This window comes from Ellagibacter sp. (assembly GCF_048412355.1).
In the GTDB taxonomy this organism is placed as follows: Bacteria; Actinomycetota; Coriobacteriia; order Coriobacteriales; family Eggerthellaceae; genus Ellagibacter.
In genome coordinates, this window is record NZ_DBFSAP010000017.1 from 15528 (window position 1) to 34167 (window position 18640).

17 protein-coding genes are annotated in these 18640 nt (G+C 61.4%); 9 read left to right on the forward strand and 8 right to left on the reverse strand.

Annotated elements, in window-relative coordinates:
* Window positions 1–55: 55 nt before the first annotated feature.
* The 5 genes from ACMRQN_RS02155 to ACMRQN_RS02175 form a co-directional block, all read right to left on the reverse strand.
* Window positions 56–1969 (reverse strand): heavy metal translocating P-type ATPase, encoded by a 1914-nt coding sequence (locus ACMRQN_RS02155; protein ID WP_418733622.1) that lies wholly within the window; start codon window positions 1967–1969, stop codon window positions 56–58.
* Between the two features lie 339 nt (window positions 1970–2308).
* Window positions 2309–2527: a cation transporter gene (locus ACMRQN_RS02160; RefSeq protein ID WP_158049572.1), complete on the reverse strand. Its 219-nt coding sequence runs from the start codon at window positions 2525–2527 to the stop codon at window positions 2309–2311.
* Window positions 2528–2581: 54 nt separating this feature from the next.
* Window positions 2582–2866 (reverse strand): ArsR/SmtB family transcription factor, encoded by a 285-nt coding sequence (locus tag ACMRQN_RS02165; protein ID WP_296062780.1) that lies wholly within the window; start codon window positions 2864–2866, stop codon window positions 2582–2584.
* 473 nt (window positions 2867–3339) lie between these two features.
* A complete protein-coding gene (locus tag ACMRQN_RS02170) occupies window positions 3340–6006 on the reverse strand; it encodes an ABC transporter permease (protein ID WP_418733623.1) in 2667 nt (888 codons plus the stop codon).
* 7 nt (window positions 6007–6013) lie between these two features.
* A complete protein-coding gene (locus tag ACMRQN_RS02175; RefSeq protein ID WP_418733624.1) occupies window positions 6014–6730 on the reverse strand; it encodes an ABC transporter ATP-binding protein in 717 nt (238 codons plus the stop codon).
* Between the two features lie 290 nt (window positions 6731–7020).
* Here ACMRQN_RS02175 and ACMRQN_RS02180 point away from each other — a divergent pair, with 290 nt between their 5' ends.
* Window positions 7021–8403: a sodium-dependent transporter gene (locus ACMRQN_RS02180; protein WP_418733625.1), complete on the forward strand. Its 1383-nt coding sequence runs from the start codon at window positions 7021–7023 to the stop codon at window positions 8401–8403.
* A 92-nt stretch (window positions 8404–8495) separates the two neighbouring features.
* Here ACMRQN_RS02180 and ACMRQN_RS02185 read toward each other — a convergent pair whose 3' ends face one another.
* Together ACMRQN_RS02185 and ilvA are read right to left on the reverse strand one after the other, a co-directional pair.
* Window positions 8496–9419, reverse strand: coding sequence for an AEC family transporter (locus ACMRQN_RS02185; RefSeq protein WP_418733626.1), 924 nt, complete (start codon window positions 9417–9419; stop codon window positions 8496–8498).
* Window positions 9420–9538: 119 nt separating this feature from the next.
* Window positions 9539–10771: a threonine ammonia-lyase gene (gene ilvA, locus ACMRQN_RS02190; RefSeq protein WP_418733627.1), complete on the reverse strand. Its 1233-nt coding sequence runs from the start codon at window positions 10769–10771 to the stop codon at window positions 9539–9541.
* 115 nt (window positions 10772–10886) lie between these two features.
* Between ilvA and ACMRQN_RS02195 the strand changes: the two genes are divergently transcribed.
* From ACMRQN_RS02195 to ACMRQN_RS02205, 3 genes are all read left to right on the forward strand, one after another.
* Window positions 10887–11264, forward strand: a complete 378-nt coding sequence (locus tag ACMRQN_RS02195) for a RidA family protein (RefSeq protein ID WP_276996620.1) — start codon at window positions 10887–10889, stop codon at window positions 11262–11264.
* Between the two features lie 88 nt (window positions 11265–11352).
* Window positions 11353–11829: a universal stress protein gene (locus tag ACMRQN_RS02200; protein WP_276996621.1), complete on the forward strand. Its 477-nt coding sequence runs from the start codon at window positions 11353–11355 to the stop codon at window positions 11827–11829.
* Window positions 11830–11850: 21 nt separating this feature from the next.
* On the forward strand, window positions 11851–12372 hold the full coding sequence (locus tag ACMRQN_RS02205) for a GNAT family N-acetyltransferase (RefSeq protein WP_277012636.1): 522 nt from the start codon (window positions 11851–11853) through the stop codon (window positions 12370–12372).
* A 128-nt stretch (window positions 12373–12500) separates the two neighbouring features.
* Here ACMRQN_RS02205 and ACMRQN_RS02210 read toward each other — a convergent pair whose 3' ends face one another.
* The gene (locus ACMRQN_RS02210) at window positions 12501–13094 is read right to left on the reverse strand and encodes a TetR/AcrR family transcriptional regulator (RefSeq protein WP_418733628.1); all 594 of its coding nucleotides are present in this window, start codon (window positions 13092–13094) and stop codon (window positions 12501–12503) included.
* A 165-nt stretch (window positions 13095–13259) separates the two neighbouring features.
* On the opposite strand from ACMRQN_RS02210, the gene ACMRQN_RS02215 reads away from it, so the two are divergent.
* The 5 genes from ACMRQN_RS02215 to ACMRQN_RS02235 all read left to right on the forward strand — a co-directional run bounded on the left by ACMRQN_RS02215 (window position 13260) and on the right by ACMRQN_RS02235 (window position 18576).
* Window positions 13260–14090: a DegV family protein gene (locus tag ACMRQN_RS02215; protein WP_418733629.1), complete on the forward strand. Its 831-nt coding sequence runs from the start codon at window positions 13260–13262 to the stop codon at window positions 14088–14090.
* A gap of 317 nt (window positions 14091–14407) precedes the next feature.
* The gene (locus tag ACMRQN_RS02220) at window positions 14408–15313 is read left to right on the forward strand and encodes a molybdate ABC transporter substrate-binding protein (RefSeq protein ID WP_418733630.1); all 906 of its coding nucleotides are present in this window, start codon (window positions 14408–14410) and stop codon (window positions 15311–15313) included.
* 106 nt (window positions 15314–15419) lie between these two features.
* Complete coding sequence (modB, locus tag ACMRQN_RS02225) at window positions 15420–16868, forward strand: molybdate ABC transporter permease subunit (protein WP_418733631.1); 1449 nt, start codon at window positions 15420–15422, stop codon at window positions 16866–16868.
* Window positions 16869–17993: a sulfate/molybdate ABC transporter ATP-binding protein gene (locus tag ACMRQN_RS02230; protein ID WP_418733632.1), complete on the forward strand. Its 1125-nt coding sequence runs from the start codon at window positions 16869–16871 to the stop codon at window positions 17991–17993.
* A gap of 85 nt (window positions 17994–18078) precedes the next feature.
* A complete protein-coding gene (locus ACMRQN_RS02235; protein ID WP_418733633.1) occupies window positions 18079–18576 on the forward strand; it encodes a helix-turn-helix domain-containing protein in 498 nt (165 codons plus the stop codon).
* The last annotated feature ends 64 nt before the right edge of the window (window positions 18577–18640 follow it).

Consider the following 18640-nt stretch of genomic DNA (forward strand, 5'->3'; position numbering starts at 1 on the left):
GGGATGGCCCTGAGGGCATCCCGCGCCTGGTTGCGTTGCCGAACTGTTTTGGTTCCTAGAGGTTTTTCACGCTCATGCAGCGCATCGCGTTCAGGATGGCGATGATTGCGACGCCCACGTCGGCGAACACGGCGAGCCACATGTTGGCGATGCCGAGCGCAGCCAAGATGAGCACGATGAGCTTCACTCCCAGTGCGAAGATGATGTTCTGCCAGGCGATGCCCATTGTCTTGCGCGCGATGCGAATGGCGCGCGCGATGTCGGAGGGCCTGTCGTCCATGAGCACGATGTCGGCGGCCTCGATGGCGGCATCCGAACCCATCGCCCCCATGGCGATGCCGATGTCGGCGCGCGTGAGCACCGGCGCGTCGTTGATGCCGTCGCCCACGAACGCGAGCGTGCCCTTGCTCGATGTGTCGTTGATGAGCCGCTCGACTTCCTCGACCTTGTTCTGTGGGAGAAGCGAGGCTCGGTATTCGTCGATTCCGAGCTTCTCGGCGACGGCGCGCGCAACGTCTTCGCGGTCGCCGGTGAGCATGACGGTGCGCTTCACCCCGGCCGCCTTCAAGTTTGCGATGGCCTCCGCGGCGTCGTCCTTCACGACGTCGGCGATGACGATGTGGCCGATGTAGGAACCGTCGAGCGAGACGTGCAGGATGGTCCCCGTAAGCTCGCACTCGTGCCAGGCGATGTTGTCTGCCATCATGAGCTTCTCGTTGCCGACGGCGATGATGTGCTCATCGACCTGGGCGCGAACGCCATGCCCGCTTTCCTCTTTGACGTCTTTGATGCGCGCGCGGTCGATCTCGCCCGTGTAGGCGGCCTTCACCGACAGCGCGATGGGATGGTCGGAGTACGTCTCGGCATATGCTGCGAAGGAAAGGACGAGATCGGGGTCGACGCCCGCCTCCGCATGGACGGCGACGACGTTGAAGGTGCCGTTGGTGAGCGTGCCCGTCTTGTCGAAGACGACGGTCTCGGCCTTGGCGAGGGTCTCGAGGTAGTTAGACCCCTTCACAAGGATGCCACACTTCGAGGCGCCGCCGATGCCGCCGAAAAACGACAGCGGCACGGAGATGACGAGCGCGCAGGGACAGCTCACGACAAGGAACGTGAGCCCGCGCAAGATCCAGTCCGACCAGGCGCCAGCGCCGAGAAGCGGCGGGGCAACGGCGAGGATCAGCGCTACGATGACGACGATCGGCGTATAGTAGCGGGCGAAGCGCGTGATGAAGTTCTCGGTGCGCGCCTTCTTCTCCGAGGCATTCTCGACAAGCTCAAGGATGCGGCTGACCGTCGATTCGTCGAAGGGTTTCGTCGTGCGGATAGTGAGCACGCCGGTCAGGTTCACGCAGCCGGAGAACACCTCGGCGCCCTCTTCGACGACGCGCGGAACGGCTTCGCCGGTGAGCGCCGCGGTGTCGAGCTGGGACGCGCCTTTCACGACGATGCCGTCGATGGGGATGCGCTCGCCCGCCTTCACGATGATCTCGTCGCCGACTTCCACCTCGTCAGGGTCGACCTCGATAAGCTCGCCGTCCTGCATGATGTTCGCGTAGTCGGGCGCGATGTCCATCATGTCGGCGATGGATTTGCGGCTTTTACCGACGGCGTAGCTCTGGAAGAGCTCTCCCACCTGGTAGAACAGCATAACCGCGGCGCCTTCTGCCATGTGCGGCCCCGTTTCAGGGAAAAACACCATGGCGAACGCGCCGACGGTCGCGATGGTCATGAGGAGGTTCTCGTCGAAGACCTGGCCGTGGCCGATGTTCTTGACGGCTTTGATGATGACGTCGTAGCCGGCGATGAGGTAGGGGATGAGGAAGAGCGCGAACTCGAGGTATACGGCGTTCGTCTCGCTGCCGAGCCACGCGTCAAGCGGAAGGAACTCCGTTGCCGCGAAGACGACGAAGAAGATGATGAGCGCGACAATGATGCGGTTGCGCCATTTGATCTGTTTTTTGTTCATAGGTGGTAGGCCTGTCCGTTCTTCGGCTGGGGCAATGGGATGGCATCTCGGCTCCCCGCTTCGCTGTTCGGCGAAACGCTTTGCGTTTCGCCTCATGCGCTGCGCTCTTTCATGCTTTATACGGCGCGCTTCGCGCGCGTTATATGGCTTTCAAGAGTCGCCGAGATGCCATCCCATTGCCCCAGCCGAAGAGTTAGTTGGTGGGGAGCTTAATCGTGATAGGCAGCCGTCTCGCCTTCTTGGCAGGTTCTGCTTGAAAAGCGAGAGGGATTGTTTATTCGACCTGTCGCTTTGACGCGCCGTCGCAGACGACTTGGACTGCTTTGCGTCGGGGCCGAATTAGCGGACGATGTTGCAGTCGGGTTCGAACTTGTGGATGGTCTTTTGGGCCTCGTCGAGGATTTCGTCGAAACGGGCGTCGTCGGCGACGAGCGTCATTTTCTGCATCATGAAGTTGACGGTGCACTTCTCGACGCCGGGCATCTTGCTGATAGCGTCCTGCATCTTGGCTGCGCAGTTGGCGCAATCGAGGTCTTCGAGCTTGAACGACTTACGCATGGGGGGAGTCCTTTCCTCGGGATTTATGTGAGCCGGAATTCGGTCGGTTCCTTATTATTCGCAGATGTGCGTCATGCCTTGGGCGAGCATGGTGTAGACGTGGTTGTCGGAAAGCGAGTAGATGACGTTTTTGCCGTCACGCTGGAATTTCACGAGGCGGGCCTGCTTCAGCGTGCGCAGCTGATGCGACACGGCGCTTTGCGTTGCGCCGACGATCTCGGCGATGTCCGCGACGCAGCGGCTGTGCCCCATGAGCGCGTAGAGAATCTTGATGCGCGTGGTGTCGGCAAACACTTTGAACAGATCGGCCAGGTCGTAGAGGAGCTCTTCGTCGGGCATCTCGTCGAACAGGCAGGATGTCTCCTCGCGATTGCAGCCGCAGGGACAGGCTTCCCCGGAAGGGGAGGGCTTGTTTGTGCGGGGCGCCTCCGCGGAGTTCGCATGAGGCGTGTTCGCGGCGTTCACGATAGACTCTGCCTCCTGCACGATGTGATTGGGGCTTTCCGCCATGATGGGTCCTTTCGTGACTTTTGCTCGCTCATTCATGTAAACATATGAGCAACTGTTCATAAGTATAGGAATACCGATGATGCTGTCAAGGGGCGTACGGTAAAAACCGCGTCTCTTTTAAGCGGAGTTGCGACGCCAGCCTTCGGCGCATGGTCGCGGTCGATTCGTGAACGGACTTATCCCTCCCTGTTTCCTTCGCAAGATGATGAAAAGGCTCGACTTGATGGGGCTCCCTCAGTACGCCCCTAATCACGAAGAGGGGCGCCTCCTTTGAGGAAGACCCCTCCGCATGCGAGCTTCTTCTATTCCTGGACCTTGAGCGCCTCGGCGAGGCTGACGCGCTTGATGGAGCGCGTGTGCAAAAACGCCACGACGAGGTAGGTCGCAAATCCGATGCCCGCGCACTCGGCCATCGACCACCACGGCACGTAGATCTCGATGTTGCCATTGTAGGCGAGCAACATTGCGCGGAAGATCGCGGTGAGCGAGCCGATGATCACGGGCAGGCTCAGCACGAGCGAGGCCGCCACGCATAACGTGATCGAACGGATGTAGAGGCGCGAGATCTCGCCGTCGCGGTAGCCGAAGACCTTCATGTAGCTGATCGAGCGGGCGCTGCGGTCGATCACGGCCTTGGTCAGCAGGTACATGAACAGCAGGAAGATGAACACGGCGAGCCCGACCATCATCCCGATCAGGTCGCTCATCATGCCGATGAACTGGTCGCCCACGGCGCGCATGTCATCGGGCGTGGTGTCGCCGGCGAAGTAGCGCGCGTCGAGGTCGAGCTTCTCGTTGCTCGCGTAGCCGTTGAAGTACGAGGCGTCGTTGCCGAAGAGCTCGTTGAAGTTGCCGATGGCCATGTAGACGTTCATGTCTGACTTGGAGCCCCAGGCGGAGCCGTCGCCCGTGTACTCGAGGGAGTAGTTCTTGCCCTCGTACTTGTCGTGGAAGTCGACCTGCTGCCCTTCTTTCCAGCCGAACTTATCGAGAAGCCCGCGGCCGAAGACGACGCGGCCGTCGCCGACGTCTAGGTCCTTCCAGTAGCGCGAGTCGGGCGAGACGCCGTAGACGGTCACGGTTTCGGTGCCGTTGCCCTCGCCGCGGTCGTATTGCAGCTGGTAAACGGCGTACTTCTCGGCCTGTGCGATCTTCCCGGCGCCGTTGTCGGTGGTGTTTATGGGATGGATGTCGTCGTTGTCGGTGTCGATGTTGGAAACGTCGTCGATGAGGTCGATCGCCTCGTCGCGGTCGCAGCCGAGGGCATCTGCGATGTCATCGAGGCTCGCGTAGAGGACGTCCTTCTTTGCCTGGACCTCATCGAGTGCGGCGCTTGCTGCCTGCATGTTGTCGGCGTTAGGCGAGGTCGCGAGGGCATCGGCCGCCGCCTGGGCCGCGTCTACCGCGTCCCCGAGCTCGTCTTCCGCATCCTCGGCGGCGGAAAGAAGCGCGCCGTCGACGGATTGCAGGCGGTCGAGCGCCGCCCACTGCTCACGCTGCTCAGCTGTGCCCTCAAGCTCGAGCGGAGCCTTGAGCGTGTACTGGTGCTCGGCCACGAGGCTCGTCTCAAGGTTGTCGGCGTAGTGCGTCATCGTGGGGAGGATCGCCAGGCCGAAGAGCAGAAGCAGCGAGGCGAAGGCGATGCCCACGAAGAGCGTGGCGAAGTTGCCGAGGTTGCGCAAAAAGACGCGCAGACGGAAGCGCGCGACGAAGCCCATGCGCTCGGGCAGCCGCAGGCCTCGCTTGGTGCCTGACTTTCCGCTGGCCTCGTGGCGCAAAAACTGCAGCGGGGTTTTCCCCATCTTGCGAAGAAGCCCCACAAGCGTGATGAGGATAAGCGCAGCGGCGGGCACCACGGCACATTTGACGAAGATCTCCCAGCTCCAGTACACGTGGAAAGGCGGCAGGCTGTAGGAGCCGTAATAGAGGTTGCGCATGGGCTCGGTGGAGAAGGCGACGCCGAGTGCGCACCCCAGGCCCGCCGCGAGGATGCCTACGATGGCGGGAAGCGCGAGGTAGTGGAGGACAATCTCGCGCTTGCGGTAGCCGCTGGCGAGCAGCGTACCGATGACGGCGCTCTCCTCTTCGATGGTGGCGTTGGTGAGCACGACGAAGACGAAGGCCATGATCACGATGATGATGTCGAGCAGCGTCGTCCACATGGCGGAGTCGCCGTCCACGTCATCGCGCGCGTAGCCGATGCCTTGGTTGGAGTCGGCGTCGATGAGGTCGTCCACACGCGCGTCGGCATCCGTTAAGGCCTCCACCATGTCCTTCTCGGCATCGGTGCGTTCGGCGACGGAGAGGTCGCGGTCGTTGAAGGTGAACGAGTAAGTGTAGGTGGGCGCGCCGCCGGCGTCCTCGAGTGCGGTGAAGCCGGCGTCTGTGACCTCGGCCACGCCGAAAGTGATGGTGTTCACCGTGAAGTCGGAGTTGTTGGGGAAGAGCGCCTGGCTGTCGGGTAAGGTCATGATGCCGCAGATGGTGTAGGCGCGCCCCTCAAGCTCGACCTTGTCGCCTATGGCGAGCTCGTTGTTCGTGGCGAAGACGCGGTCGACGGCGACCTCGTCGTCTGTCTGGGGCTTCGCGCCCTCGCAATAGGATGCGATGTCGATTTCGGTGCGGTGGCTGTAGGTGCGCAGCGTGCGCTTGGTGCCGTCGTCGCCCGTGGGCTTCTTGATGGCCGCATCTATGGAGAAGTTTTTGAAGAACGTGACGCCGCCGACGCCATCGGCCGCGTCCTCGGCCGCTTCGAGCTGGGCGTCGGTCGCCTCGAACGCCGTTATCACGCGGCCGTCCTCGATCGTGTACTCGTCGCGCATATCGTCGATGAGGCAGCCGATGGAGTGCGCGGCGAGCAGGAAGCCCGACGTGAGGGCGATTGCGCCGCACATGAGCAAAAAGATTCCCAGGTACTTGCCGATGTTTTGCTTGAGCTCGCGGGGGAGCCGTCTGGCCAGAGGAGTCATCGCGCGCCTACCAATCGAGCTTAGAGGCGGACACAGGCGAGTCGTTGACCTCGTCTTCGGCTAAGCGCCCGTCGCGCAGGCGCAGCACGCGGTCGGCCATGCGGGCGATGGCGGCGTTATGCGTCACGATCACGACGGTGCAGCCGTACTCCTGGTTCACGCGCTCCATGAGTTCAAGCACTTCTTTCGAGGTCTTGTAATCGAGGGCGCCCGTGGGCTCGTCGCACAGGATGAGGCCCGGGTTCTTCACGAGTGCACGGCCGATGGCGCAGCGCTGCTGCTGGCCGCCGGAGACCTGGCGCGGGAACTTGTTGCGGTGCTCCCAAAGGCCAAGCGAGCGCAGAAGGTCCTCCAAGGGCAGGGGATTTGCCGAGAGGTGCGCCGTGACCTCGATATTCTCCTTGATGGTGAGGTCGGGCACGAGGTTGTAGAACTGGAAGACGAAGCCGAGCTCGCGGCGGCGGTACTCGCCGAGATCCTTGCTCGAAAGCGCGGTAAGCTCGCAGTTGCCGACCGAGATCGTGCCGCCGTCGGCGTCCTCAAGGCCGCCAATGAGGTTTAGGAAGGTCGACTTGCCCGAGCCCGAGGGACCGAGCATAACGCAAATCTCGCCGCGGTTCACGGTGGTGGTGATGCCGTCGAGCACCTGGACGCGGGCTTCGCCGTCGCCGTAGTGCTTGGCGAGGCTCTCGACGACGAGGTAGGGGTCAGTTGATTTTGCCATGGTCGTTCTTTCTCGAAAAGGGGCGCACGCGGCCCTTTAAGGTTGCATTCAGCTAACTTATAACGCAAAAGTTAGCCATATGCAACGCGCTTCGTCGAGTTTCCTCCCCATTTCGAGGGACCTATCGAGCGTCCCTTTCGCATTTGCGATACCGCATCTGGGCGAAAGGGCGAGGCCGAATACCCTTCTCTCGGGTGTGAATACGTAACGTTCAGGTAAAATTGCCCGAATTGGAGGATTCAAGCATGCGTGGCGCTCGGCTTGCCCGCACGATTGGAAAAGGGAATAGTATGGCATCAATGAAAACCGGATCGCGCTCGTCGTGGTCAGGCAAATGGGCGTTCATCTTGGCCGCTGCCGCCTCGGCGGTCGGCTTGGGAAATATGTGGCGTTTCCCGTATCTGGCGGCGAAGTACGGCGGCGGCACGTTCCTTATCACCTACCTGGTGCTGGTGTTCACGTTCGGCGTGTCGCTTTTGCTGCTTGAGACGGCGATCGGCCGCAAGACGGGCCTCTCGGCCATCGGCGCGTTCCGCCATTTCGGGAAGAAATTCATGTTCATCGGCGTGCTGGCGTCGGTCGTGCCCTTCATCATCGTGCCGTATTACTGCATCATCGGCGGCTGGGTGACGAAGTATGCCTTCGCCTATATTGCGGCTGGACCTGCGGCTATGGCGGACGGCGGCACGTTCTTCTCGAGCTTTATCACCGACGGCGTCGACAGCTCGGTCTTCATGCTGATCTTCATGGCTGCGGCGTTCATCGTCGTGGCGCGCGGCGTGAAGGGCGGCATCGAGAAGGCGAACCTCATCTTGATGCCCGCGCTTATCGTGATGGCCATCGCAATCGCCATCTTCACGCTGACGCTGCCCGGGGCCCTCGACGGCGCGGCGTACTACCTGATGCCCGATGTTTCGAAATTCTCGCCTGAACTGGTCATCGGCGCGCTCGGGCAGATGTTTTACAGCTTGTCGCTCGCTATGGGCATCATGATCACCTACGGCAGCTACCTCGAGAAGAAGGCGTCCCTGACGCAGTCCGTCACGCGCATCGGCTTCTTTGACCTGGGCGTGTCGTTCCTCGCGGGCCTCATGATCGTGCCTGCCGCGTTTGTCGCGATGGGCTCGGGCGACGCTGTCGCTCAGAACTCCGGTCCCTCGCTCATGTTCATCATCTTGCCCGAGGTGTTCGCGGACATGGGTCAAGTGGCGACCATTGTGGGCTTCATCTTCTTCCTCTTGGTGTTCTTCGCGGCGCTCACCAGTGCGATCTCGCTTACCGAGACCTGCGTCTCCATCATTCAGGACGGCGCGGGATACTCGCGTCGCAAGTCTCTGGTGATCACCATCGTGTTCATCGTGGTGGCAGGGCTTTTCATCAACTCGGGCTACAACGTGCTCTCGTTCATCCAGCCCCTAGGCGAAGGCTCCTCGCTGCTCGACTTCGCCGACTTCATCTCCAACTCGGTTATCATGCCGATCGTTGCGCTTTTGACCTGCGTCTTCGTTGGCTGGATCATCAAGCCGAAGACGATCATCGACGAGGTGCGCATCTCCGCGCCCTTCAAGATGGCGAAAGCCTGGTCGATCATGGTGAAGTACGTGGCACCTGTGCTCGTGGTGGTCATTCTCGTGACCGCGCTTGCCCAGTCGCTCGGCATCATGAAGTTCTAGCGCGCTTCGCTTTGCGGGATGCTGCCTCGGCGTCGCTCGTGCATTGCGCTCCCTTGCGCCCTGCTGGCTTCGTTGCTGGTGGGGCGCTTTCTTTATGCCACGACACCGCTTGCAAGAACGATGGTTGTCGTCGCGACGATGCCGAGGATGATGGTGATCGCGTTCGCGAGCCCCGCCAGGCCGAAATCGCCGTCTGACCAGAGCGTGAACGTCGGCCCCATGGCGCTTGCCGGTGCCCAGAGAAGCATCACGATGACGATGCGCGTGGTTGCGTCGAAGGGTAGAAGCGTGAAGGCAAGGGCGCTCGCCACGGCGGAAACGGCGACGCGGAGCCCGACAAGGCGCGCCACCTTCGCGAGCTTCTCGCGGCTGACCTCGAAGCGGATCATGAGACCCAGCATGAACATCGCGAGGAAGGAGTTCGCGTTCGCGATGGGCGCGGTGAACTGCACGACCGCGTCGGGGATGTGGATTCCCGCCACCGCGAGCACGATGAGGATGATGTAAGCATCGAAGGCAATTGACTTCACGAGTCGTTTCGTGACGAACCTCACTGGATGCTCGACGGGTCCCTTGCCCGCGACGAGGCCGGTGAGCGCGTAGGAGCCGCCCGTCATCATGATGGCGTTGCCCGCATCGAACAGGGAGGTGGTCACCGCGAGCTGTGCGGGGAGGAGCGTCTGCACGAAGGGCAAGCAGAAGCACCCGATGTTGAAGCCGCAGCAGTTGAGCAGGTAGAACACGCGGTCGCGACGCTCGGAGCGGCGGGTGAGCCCGAGCACGGCAAGGTAGGGGATAAGCGCGCAGGCAAGTCCGAGCGGCACGAGGATGAGCAGGTCATGAGTGAACTCCGCCGCGCCGAACGCGTGGACGATCGCGCAAGGCAGGGTGAAGGTGAACACGATCTTGCTCACGCACTGCTCGGGGCGCGGCCCAAGCGTTCGCGATCGTCCCGCCAGATGACCTGCGACGATGATGGCGACGAATGCCGCCACTTTCAACATGACTTCTTCCATGCTTTCGAATCACTGTCCTTTCAAAAGCAGGCAGGGGCGAACCAGTGAGAGGTTCGCCCCTGTCGTGGGGTGGTGCCTTATGCTTTGCGGGCGGGACGCAACACTCGCCCGACCTGCGCTTACAGATGCGCCTGGATGACGCGTGGGCGGAAGCCCTTCGCTTCGAGCGCCTCGACGATCTGACGTTTGTGCGCGGTGCCGAACGCCTCGATGGTTACGCGCAGCTCTACGGCGGCGTTGCGGTTAGTCGTGACGAACTGGTTGTGATCGAGTCGAACGACGTTGCCCTTGCTCTCGGCGATGACCTGGGCGACATTGACGAGCTCGCCAGGGCGGTCGGGCAGGAGCACGCTGACCGTGAAGATACGGTCGCGCTGGATCAGTCCGTGCTGCACGACCGACGACATCGTGATGACGTCCATGTTGCCGCCCGAGAGGATCGACACGACCTTCTTTCCCCTGAAATCGAGGTGGCGCAGCGCGGCGACGGTGAGAAGCCCCGAGTTCTCCACGATCATCTTGTGATTCTCCACCATGTCGAGGAACGCCACGATGAGTTCCTCATCCTCGACTGTGATGATCCCGTCAAGGTTTTGCTGAAGATAGGGGAAGATCTTGTCGCCCGGCTCCTGCACGGCGGTGCCGTCGGCGATGGTGCTCACATGCGGAAGCTTCACGACATGGCCCGCCTCGAGCGACGCCTTCATGCATGCCGCCCCCGCAGGTTCCACGCCGATCACCTTGATGTGCGGGTTCAAGAGCTTGGCCAGGGTCGATACGCCCGTGGCAAGCCCGCCGCCTCCGATGGGGACCAGGATGTAATCGACAAGCGGCAGCTCCTGCACGATTTCCATCGCAATGGTGCCTTGCCCAGTCGCGACGCCCAGGTCGTTGAAGGGGTGCACGAAGGTGAGGCCGCGCTCCTCGGCCAGCTCGAGCGCGCGGGCGTAGGCCTCGTCGTACACGTCGCCTGCGAGCACGACCTCAGCGCCGAGCGCTTTCGTGCGCTCCACCTTGATATAGGGGGTCGTTGCGGGCATGACGATGGTGGCGGGCACGCCGTAGCGCTGTGCCGCGTAGGCCACTCCCTGCGCGTGGTTGCCGGCCGACGCGGTGATGAGACCGCGTTTGCGCTCGTCGTCTGAGAGCGTGCTGATCTTGTAGTATGCGCCACGCACCTTGTAGGCGCCGGTGCGCTGCATGTTCTCCGGCTTGAAGAAGACGCGGTTGCCCGCTATCTCGCTGAAGTGCGGGCTCTCGATGAGCTTGGTCTCCTGGGTGACCTCGCGAACTTTGTGGGCCGCCTGCTCGAAGGCGGGCAGGGTGAGCATTTCCTGAACTTCGTCCGACATCGTTTTTCCTTGCATTTCTCAATGGTTCATAAGCGTCCATCACTATAATCGTCACATGCGAGAAATCTGCGCAACTTTTTCCGAATATGGTGAACTTCAAGAAAGAAGGCACAATATGAAAACCATCTCCACTGCAAACGCGCCGGCGGCAATCGGTCCCTACGCCCAGGGCAACATCGCGGGCGGTCTTCTGTTCGCGAGCGGCCAGATTCCGCTCGACCCTGAGACGGGCGAGATCGTGGGCTCGACCATCGAGGAGCAGACTGCTCAGGTCATGAAGAACGTGGCTGCGATCCTCGAGGCGGCAGGTACCGATTTCGACCACGTGGTGAAGACGACGTGCTTCTTAAACGATATGAACGACTTTGCCGCCTTCAACGCCGAGTACGCGAAGTCCTTCGGCGAGGTGCGCCCCGCGCGCTCGGCCGTGGCGGTCGAGAAGCTCCCCAAGGGCGCGCTTGTGGAAGTCGAAGTGATCGCTGAGGTGAACTAGCCTCTTCGCGCAAGCGGTTCGGCGTATAATGGTGCTGCAGGGTTCGCGTGCGAGCATTGCGCGAACGGTCGTTTGAAAGGAGCACCTCATGCTGTACAGCAAGATTATGGTTCCCTACGATGGTTCCGAGCACGCGAAACATGCCCTCGAATATGCGAAGGGCCTCGCGGCGACCTCCGATGCGAAGATCGCAATCGTGCACGTGGTGCCTTCGGGCGTCATGGGCGTCGACCAGATCGGCACGGAGGGGTCCCTTGACGGTGTCCCGTTCGGCATGCTGAACTACGAGCAGTACGAGGGCGTGGTTCGGGCAGCGCTTGACCAGGCGAAAGAGAAGGTCACAGAGAATCTGGCGGGCCTTGTCGAGGACATCGCCGACATCGTGACTATCGATGTTGTCGCAGGAACCGCCCCCGCCGAGGCGCTTGCGCGCTACGCTGACAAGAACGGCTGCGACTTGATCGTCATGGGCCGACGCGGCCTGGGCGCCATTCGCGGCATGCTCGGAAGCGTGAGCTTCGGGCTTCTGCGCTCGACAGATGTTCCCGTTCTGACGGTAAAATAGGTAAATAGGATTCTAACTTTCATGACTGCACTTGATTTCTCGACTCTCGCGGGTGAGGGAGCAACGATTCGCCTCGCCACCAAAGAGGACATTCCCGCCATTTGCGACCTGCGCGTCGCCCAATCGCTCGAGTACTGGGGGGTGAACCCCGGCCAGTCGGAGCTTGCCCATTTCCGAAGCGAGACCGAGGCTCATCTCAGACGCACGCTCGGCGAACGCGTGATGTTCTTGTTCGTCGAGGAGGACGGCGAGATTGCGTCCATGTCCGGCGTCGAGGTGTTCGATCGCCTGCCGACCTTCGGCGGCGTGTCCGGCGTGCAGCGCACGGCGACGGTGGTTGCCTGCTACACGCGCCCCGAGTTCCGCGGTCACGGGCATATGGCTGCTATGTTGAGCGCGTGGCCGCTCGTTGCGATGCGCGCGGGGGTCGATGCGATCTATGTGGAGACGCGCAACGCGACGATGCGCCACGTTGCCGAGAAGACCGGCTACGAGCACGCCTCCGATCGCTTCAGGATGACGATCGAAGTGGAAGTCGACTAAAGGTTGCCGACTGAGCACGGCTGACGTTTGCGAACTGAGCCTTCATGCGGCGATAGGGGTTGGGCCCTATCGCCGCTGTGCGTTTCGGGGCTCTTGTGCGAGGGGCGACAAATTCCCGACCCCTCCCGCTACCCGATGAGGGCGCTGTGGAAGAACAGGGTCGAGTTGAGAAGGTCGTCGAACGCGGCGAAGACGACCTTCTTTGTTTCGCGAAGCGACATTCCCTGGGCGCGGCATTGGCTGAACATGCCGAACAACCCGTTGCACACGAGCGCCGCCGTGAGTGGCGAGGGGTATTTCGGCTCGAGCGCGTTGCGGTGATTCTGCACGTAATTCTCCACGACGCGCACCACATGGTTGAAGCATGCCGAATGCAAGTAGGGATTCTTCGTCGACGAGCAGTGGATGAAGATACCGTCTCTCTGTTCGAAAACGCTGAAGATGCAGGTTAAAAGGTTGTGATAACTGTTGGTCGGAATCTTTCGCGGATTGTTCTCCGCCTGGAGCTCGCGATAGCGCTCCTCGGCCTTCGCCATGTCGTCGCGGAACAGCTCGTCGGCGAGGGCGTACTTGTCGTCGTAATAGGTGTAGAAGGTGATGCGGCTTACGTCGGCGGCCCGGCACAGCTCGGTGACGGTGATCTTCTCGAAGGGCATGGTCACGAGCAATTCGACGAGCGTGCGCTTGATGGTGCGCTTGGTTTTTACGACGCGCTTATCCATATCGACCTCACATTACGTCGTAACTGTATAAGTAACTGACATTCTGTCGGGCATTGTAGTTGTTGCAGCAATCGGTTTGGCGTACCTTTAATGCGAAACAGATAAGCTACGGAAAACCACCGAGCGCTGTCGGCATCAGGCGCGCATGGGCGGCAAGGGGGAACTATGGTGCGCAGGGTCGTCGTCGACTCTTCGGCGAATTTGTTCGTCGCAGGTACGCAGGATATCGTGTCGGTTCCGATGAAGGTGCGCGTGGGGGAGCGGGAATTTCCCGACGACGAGAACCTCGACGTGGGTGAGCTCATCGAGGCGTTCTCGGACGAGGCAGCCGAATCGAGTACGTCGTGCCCGAACATCGCGGAATGGACGTCCGCGTTCGTGGGCGCGGACGAGATCGTCGCTCTTGCCCTCACGAGTAAGATTTCGGGCGGGTACAACTCGGCGCAGGCCGCCGCGAAGCACTACCTGTTCGATCACCCCGAGGCGAAGGTGTTCGTGCTTGATTCCTTGACGACCGGCCCCGAGCTGGAACTTCTCGCACAACGCGCCAATGAGCTCGCGCAAAGTGACATGGACTTCGACGATCTGACGCATGAGCTGCGCCGTTACGCCTCGCGCACGCATCTCATGTTCTCGCTTGAGCGCATCGACAACTTCGTGCGCAACGGACGTGTGAGCCCGATTGTCGCGAAAGTCGCGGGCGTGCTCGGCGTGCGCATCGTCGGTCAAGCGAGCGAGGAGGGCGAGCTTGGCGTGCTCAACAAGGCGCGCGGAGAGAAGCGTGCGCTCAAGCAGCTTTTCGAGAACATGGAGACCGTGGGTTTCGTCGGCGGCCGCGTGCGCATCAGGCACACCGAGAACCCGAAGATGGCCGAGGCACTCGCGGCGAAGATTCGCGAGATCTGGCCTTCGTGCGACATCCGTATCGGCGCCAACCGCGGCCTGTGCTCCTACTACTGCGAGCCCGGCGGCGTTCTCGTGGGATTCGAAGGGTAATCCAGCCCAATACCGCGATCCCCGCAGCCCCGCTTGTCCCTCGTTGGAATATGGGACAAGCGGGGCTTTTATGTTCCATAATGTTGTTGATTCCCACCGTTCAGAATAAAAATATTCGCGAATATAGCTGAACGACAACGATTTTCCTTGACTATATACTTGCAAATAAATAACCTAAGTATCGGTACATCGAAAAGGGATATGACGATGCGTGCTTGGTTTGGATTCGTGCAAGCTGGAGCTGCTTCGTAAAACGATGTACTGCGGCCTTCGCCTTTCGGCGAGGCTCGTATTCGACCACTTAATGGGAGGAACACATGAAGAAGCAGGTACGCTTGGTGCTGTCCGCCGTGCTCGCGCTCTCGCTCGTCGGGGCGTTTGCGATGTTCGGCTGCTCCAGCAGCAACACCACTACGGAGAAAAAGGACGATGCCGCCAAGACCGAACAGGCTGAGCCGGTTGAGCTCCAGGTCTTCGCCGCAAACTCGCTCTCCAAGGCCATGGAAGACATCCAGAAGGCCTACATCGAGGATGGCCACGACAACGTCACCTTCAAGGACACCCAGTACAAGTCTTCCGGCGAGCTCAACGAGATGCTTGGCGCCGGCTCTTATGCCGACCTGCTCATCTCCGCTTCCAAGGGCTCCATGGACACCGCGGTTTCCAAGGGCTATGTGGACGAGTCCACGCGCGTCGACATGTTCAAGAACGATCTCGTGATGGTGTCTAAGGAAGGCGCCGAGATGAAGGACGTCACGCTGCAGGACATCGCTGATGGCAAGTACACCATCTGCGTCGGCGACGACTCCGTTCCGGCTGGCAACTACGCTGCTCAGTCTCTCTCCACCGTTGGCGTGTACGCGCCGGCTGGCGACGACGAGGGCAAGACCGGCAAGGACATCACCGGTAAGGGTGGCTCCTACAACACCGATATGGTGAAGGACAGCAAGGTCGTTCTGGACACCTCTGTTGGCAACGTGTGCAAGCATGCGCAGTCCGGCGACGTCGACATCGCATTCGTGTACACCTCCGACGTGTATCGCTTCGGTGGCGTGCAGGTCGTCGGTACCGTTCCGGCCGACACCCACAAGAATATCGTGTACCCTGGCGCCATCACCAAGAACTGCACGAACGTTGAGGCGACCCAGGAATTCCTGGATTGGTGCCTGAATAGCGAGAAGGCCCAGAAGATTTGGCAGGACTGGGGCTTCGAGTTGGCGTAGTATAATCTTCGCTAAGAAGGTTCGTCTTGAAGTAGCAATCTGGGGATGGGCGACGCGAATCGCTCATCCCCTTTCTTGTCCATGGGGTGCAAGGAGAAGGGGTTCCATGCGCGCGAGAAAGTTTATCGCAAATCTTGTTCTGTCGGCCGCGCTCGCGGTTGGCGCGCTGCCGAGCGCGGCGTTCGCTGACGACGCGCTCGGCGATGTCGACAGCCCGCGAACGCCGACTGCGGCGACGCCAACGTCGAGCGTTGCCGATTCGGCTTCGAGTGAGTCTGCGTCGGACGCCGAGGCAACGACGGACGGCGTCGAAGTGTCGAGGGAGGGCTCGGCGGCCCTGAAGGACGGGGCAAGCTTTGCGATAGGCGATTTCTCACGTGCTCAGAAGGGATCGAACCGCGCGATCGATGGCGCGTATTACGGGTATTCTTACCTGGTTGGCCAGGAAGAGGGCGCATTCGTGCAGGTGGTTGTGGCTGACAAGTACGTCGTCGCCTACGTTCCCGCTGCCGCGGCTGCGAAGCTCGGCCTCGACGTGCAGAGCGCATCCGACCAGGCGCAGCTGAAAAGCTACTTCGTCGCGCTCGACGAGGGGCAGGCCATGGGGTCGGCCAAGCTCTCCGAGTACGACACGTGGTACTTCACAAGCGACACGACGTTCGACAAAGATGGCGTTCGCTTCACGTTCGACCAGGTCATCAATGGCAATGTATACGCAAGCGTCATCGGCGTCGACGGGTCTGACCTCACCGATTCGGAGAATTCCCTCTACATGAAGCCGTCGTTCGGGGACTTCGGCAAGCTCACCTCGCCTGACGCGGTGAGTATCGAGAAGGCCCCCGAGGGGCTCGCCGCCGTGGGCGAGTTCCTGTCGAACCTCGACTGGAGCCCTCTGTGGGTCTCGCTTCGCACCACGGGCATCGCCATCGTGTTCATCGTCATCTTAGGTCTTTTGGCGGCGTATTTCTGCCTGAACCTCTCCCCGCGCGCGAAGAGCGTCTTCGACGCCATCTTCACCATCCCGATGGTGCTGCCGCCTACGGTGTGCGGCTTCATCCTGCTGTTCGTATGCGGCTCGAACACGGCGTTCGGGCAGTTCTGGATCGACATAGGCTTCCCGCTGATCTTCAGCCCCACAGCTTGCGTCATCGCGGCTGTGGTCGTGGCGTTCCCGCTCATGTATCGCAATGCGCTCGGTGCGTTCGAGGGGCTCGACCGCAACATGCTCGACGCCGCCCGCACGCTTGGCTGGTCGAACGCGAAGATCTTCCGCAAGCTGATGCTGCCCCTGTCGTGGAGTTCGATTGCGGCGGGCATGGTGCTCGCCTTCGCCCGCGCGCTCGGCGAGTTCGGCGCGACGCTGTTCATGGCAGGCAACTACATCGGCATCACGCGAACCATCCCGATCGCCATCTATTTCGAATGGATGAACGGCAACGATTCCACCGCGTGGTTCTGGACGCTTGTCATCATCGTGTTCAGCCTAATCGTCATCGTGTTCATCAACCTGTGGTCTAACCACACCACGAAGTACCGCAAGAGGGAGCAGAAGTAGATGAGCCTTGAAGTAGACATCCGCAAGAAGTTCAAGGGCTTCGAGCTGCATAACGCGTTTTCTGCCGGTACGGAGACGCTCGGCCTTCTGGGCGCGTCCGGCTGCGGCAAAAGCCTCACCATGCGCTCGATCGCGGGAATCGAGCGGCCCGATTCGGGGAAGATCGTCGTGAACGGCACGGTGTTCTTCGACAGGGCGCCGGGCAAGAAACCCAAGGTTGACCTGACGCCGCAGCAGCGCAAGACCGCGCTTCTCTTCCAGAATTACATGCTGTTCCCGAACCTGACCGTCGCGCAGAACGTGGCTGCGGGCATCGGCAAGGACGTGAGCGCGGCCGACCGCGATGCTGCCGTGGCGTGCGAGCTCAAGCGCTTTGGGCTCGAGGGCTTCGACAAGCGCTACCCGGCGCAGCTCTCCGGCGGCCAGCAGCAGCGTGTCGCCTTAGCGCGCATGCTTGCGGCGCGTCCGGGGATCCTTATGCTCGACGAGCCGTTTTCCGCGCTCGACGCGCACCTGAAGAGCGTGCTCGAGCAGAACCTCGTGAGCTTGTTCGATGCGTTCGAAGGCACCATTCTGTACGTGAGTCACGACATCGACGAGGCGCTTCGCTTCTGCGACCGCATCGCCGTGGTGGAGGATGGCCACGTGATGGAAATCGGTACGGGCGACGACTTGGTGAACAACCCGCAGAGCCAGGCGGGTATTAAGCTTTCGGGATGCAAAAACGCGACGCGGGCGGAATACGTGGACGCCCATCACGTGCGCCTGCCGCGCTGGGGCATCACGGTGGAGACGTCCCGCGAGGTGTCCCAGGACGTCAAGTGCCTGGGTATGCGTGCTTTCTACCTCGAGCGAGCTGACGGCCCTGGCGAGAACATCTACCGAGTGCGGGTCGATCGCGTGAGCGACTCGCGCTTCGAGCGCACGGCGCTTTTGGGATTTGTGGGAGTCAACCGCGACGAGAAGGAAATCCTCGATCGCAACGAGGACGAGATGAAGTACCTGCACCAGCACATGTTCTGGCGCGTGGACAAGCTGCGGGCCGATGAGGCGAGTCTTCCCAGCGAGGGCGAGGAGCTGTGGATCCGCATCCCGAAGGATCGCGTCTACCTCGTGTCGCGGTAGCGTTAGCTTGAACCGAGCGCGCGGGGCCGTCTCTCATCATGAACTGCCTCCCATTTCTTGGACACGAGAAATGGGAGGTTTTCTTATGCGCGTCGATTTCAGGGTGAAGCACGATGTCGAGACGAGGAGGCTGGCGGCCGAGCTCTTCGCGGATGGCCTAGGGCGCGCGGCGGCCGCAAAAAGGCTGTCCGTTCCGGAAGCGGCCGTGAGAAAATGGCAGCAGATATACCGCGCGTTCGGAAGCGAGGTGCTGCTGACCATGGACGGCAGGCAGGCCAGGTACACATACGAGCAGAAGGTCGCCGCCGCGAGGGCCGTCGTCGAAGACGGCATGACGAAGCCTGCGGCGATGGCCGAGTTCGGCATCATGTCGATGACGCCGCTCGACCGATGGTGCAGGCTCTACCGCGAGGGCGGGGCCGAGGCGCTCAGGCCCAAGCCGAAGGGCAGGCCCAAGGGCTCGAAGGCCGAGCCGCGCGAGCTCACCCGCGAGCAGAAGCTCGAGGAGCGCTGCCGCAGGCTCGAGGCCGAGGTCGCCTACCTAAAAAAATTGCGCGCCCTGGTAGAGCGGGACGGTCTCTGACCGGGGCGAGGGCCGAGGCGGTGGCCGCGCTGCGGTCGGACGGGCACGACCTGGGGCACCTGCT

Coding starts and splice junctions, on each gene's coding strand:
- ACMRQN_RS02155 (WP_418733622.1), bottom strand. CDS start 1,969: ATGAACAAAAAACAGATCAAATGGCGCAACCGCATCATTGTCGCGCTC.
- ACMRQN_RS02160 (WP_158049572.1), bottom strand. CDS start 2,527: ATGCGTAAGTCGTTCAAGCTCGAAGACCTCGATTGCGCCAACTGCGCA.
- ACMRQN_RS02165 (WP_296062780.1), bottom strand. CDS start 2,866: ATGCCCGACGAAGAGCTCCTCTACGACCTGGCCGATCTGTTCAAAGTG.
- ACMRQN_RS02170 (WP_418733623.1), bottom strand. CDS start 6,006: ATGACTCCTCTGGCCAGACGGCTCCCCCGCGAGCTCAAGCAAAACATC.
- ACMRQN_RS02175 (WP_418733624.1), bottom strand. CDS start 6,730: ATGGCAAAATCAACTGACCCCTACCTCGTCGTCGAGAGCCTCGCCAAG.
- ACMRQN_RS02180 (WP_418733625.1), top strand. CDS start 7,021: ATGGCATCAATGAAAACCGGATCGCGCTCGTCGTGGTCAGGCAAATGG.
- ACMRQN_RS02185 (WP_418733626.1), bottom strand. CDS start 9,419: ATGGAAGAAGTCATGTTGAAAGTGGCGGCATTCGTCGCCATCATCGTC.
- ilvA (WP_418733627.1), bottom strand. CDS start 10,771: ATGTCGGACGAAGTTCAGGAAATGCTCACCCTGCCCGCCTTCGAGCAG.
- ACMRQN_RS02195 (WP_276996620.1), top strand. CDS start 10,887: ATGAAAACCATCTCCACTGCAAACGCGCCGGCGGCAATCGGTCCCTAC.
- ACMRQN_RS02200 (WP_276996621.1), top strand. CDS start 11,353: ATGCTGTACAGCAAGATTATGGTTCCCTACGATGGTTCCGAGCACGCG.
- ACMRQN_RS02205 (WP_277012636.1), top strand. CDS start 11,851: ATGACTGCACTTGATTTCTCGACTCTCGCGGGTGAGGGAGCAACGATT.
- ACMRQN_RS02210 (WP_418733628.1), bottom strand. CDS start 13,094: ATGGATAAGCGCGTCGTAAAAACCAAGCGCACCATCAAGCGCACGCTC.
- ACMRQN_RS02215 (WP_418733629.1), top strand. CDS start 13,260: ATGGTGCGCAGGGTCGTCGTCGACTCTTCGGCGAATTTGTTCGTCGCA.
- ACMRQN_RS02220 (WP_418733630.1), top strand. CDS start 14,408: ATGAAGAAGCAGGTACGCTTGGTGCTGTCCGCCGTGCTCGCGCTCTCG.
- modB (WP_418733631.1), top strand. CDS start 15,420: ATGCGCGCGAGAAAGTTTATCGCAAATCTTGTTCTGTCGGCCGCGCTC.
- ACMRQN_RS02230 (WP_418733632.1), top strand. CDS start 16,869: ATGAGCCTTGAAGTAGACATCCGCAAGAAGTTCAAGGGCTTCGAGCTG.
- ACMRQN_RS02235 (WP_418733633.1), top strand. CDS start 18,079: ATGCGCGTCGATTTCAGGGTGAAGCACGATGTCGAGACGAGGAGGCTG.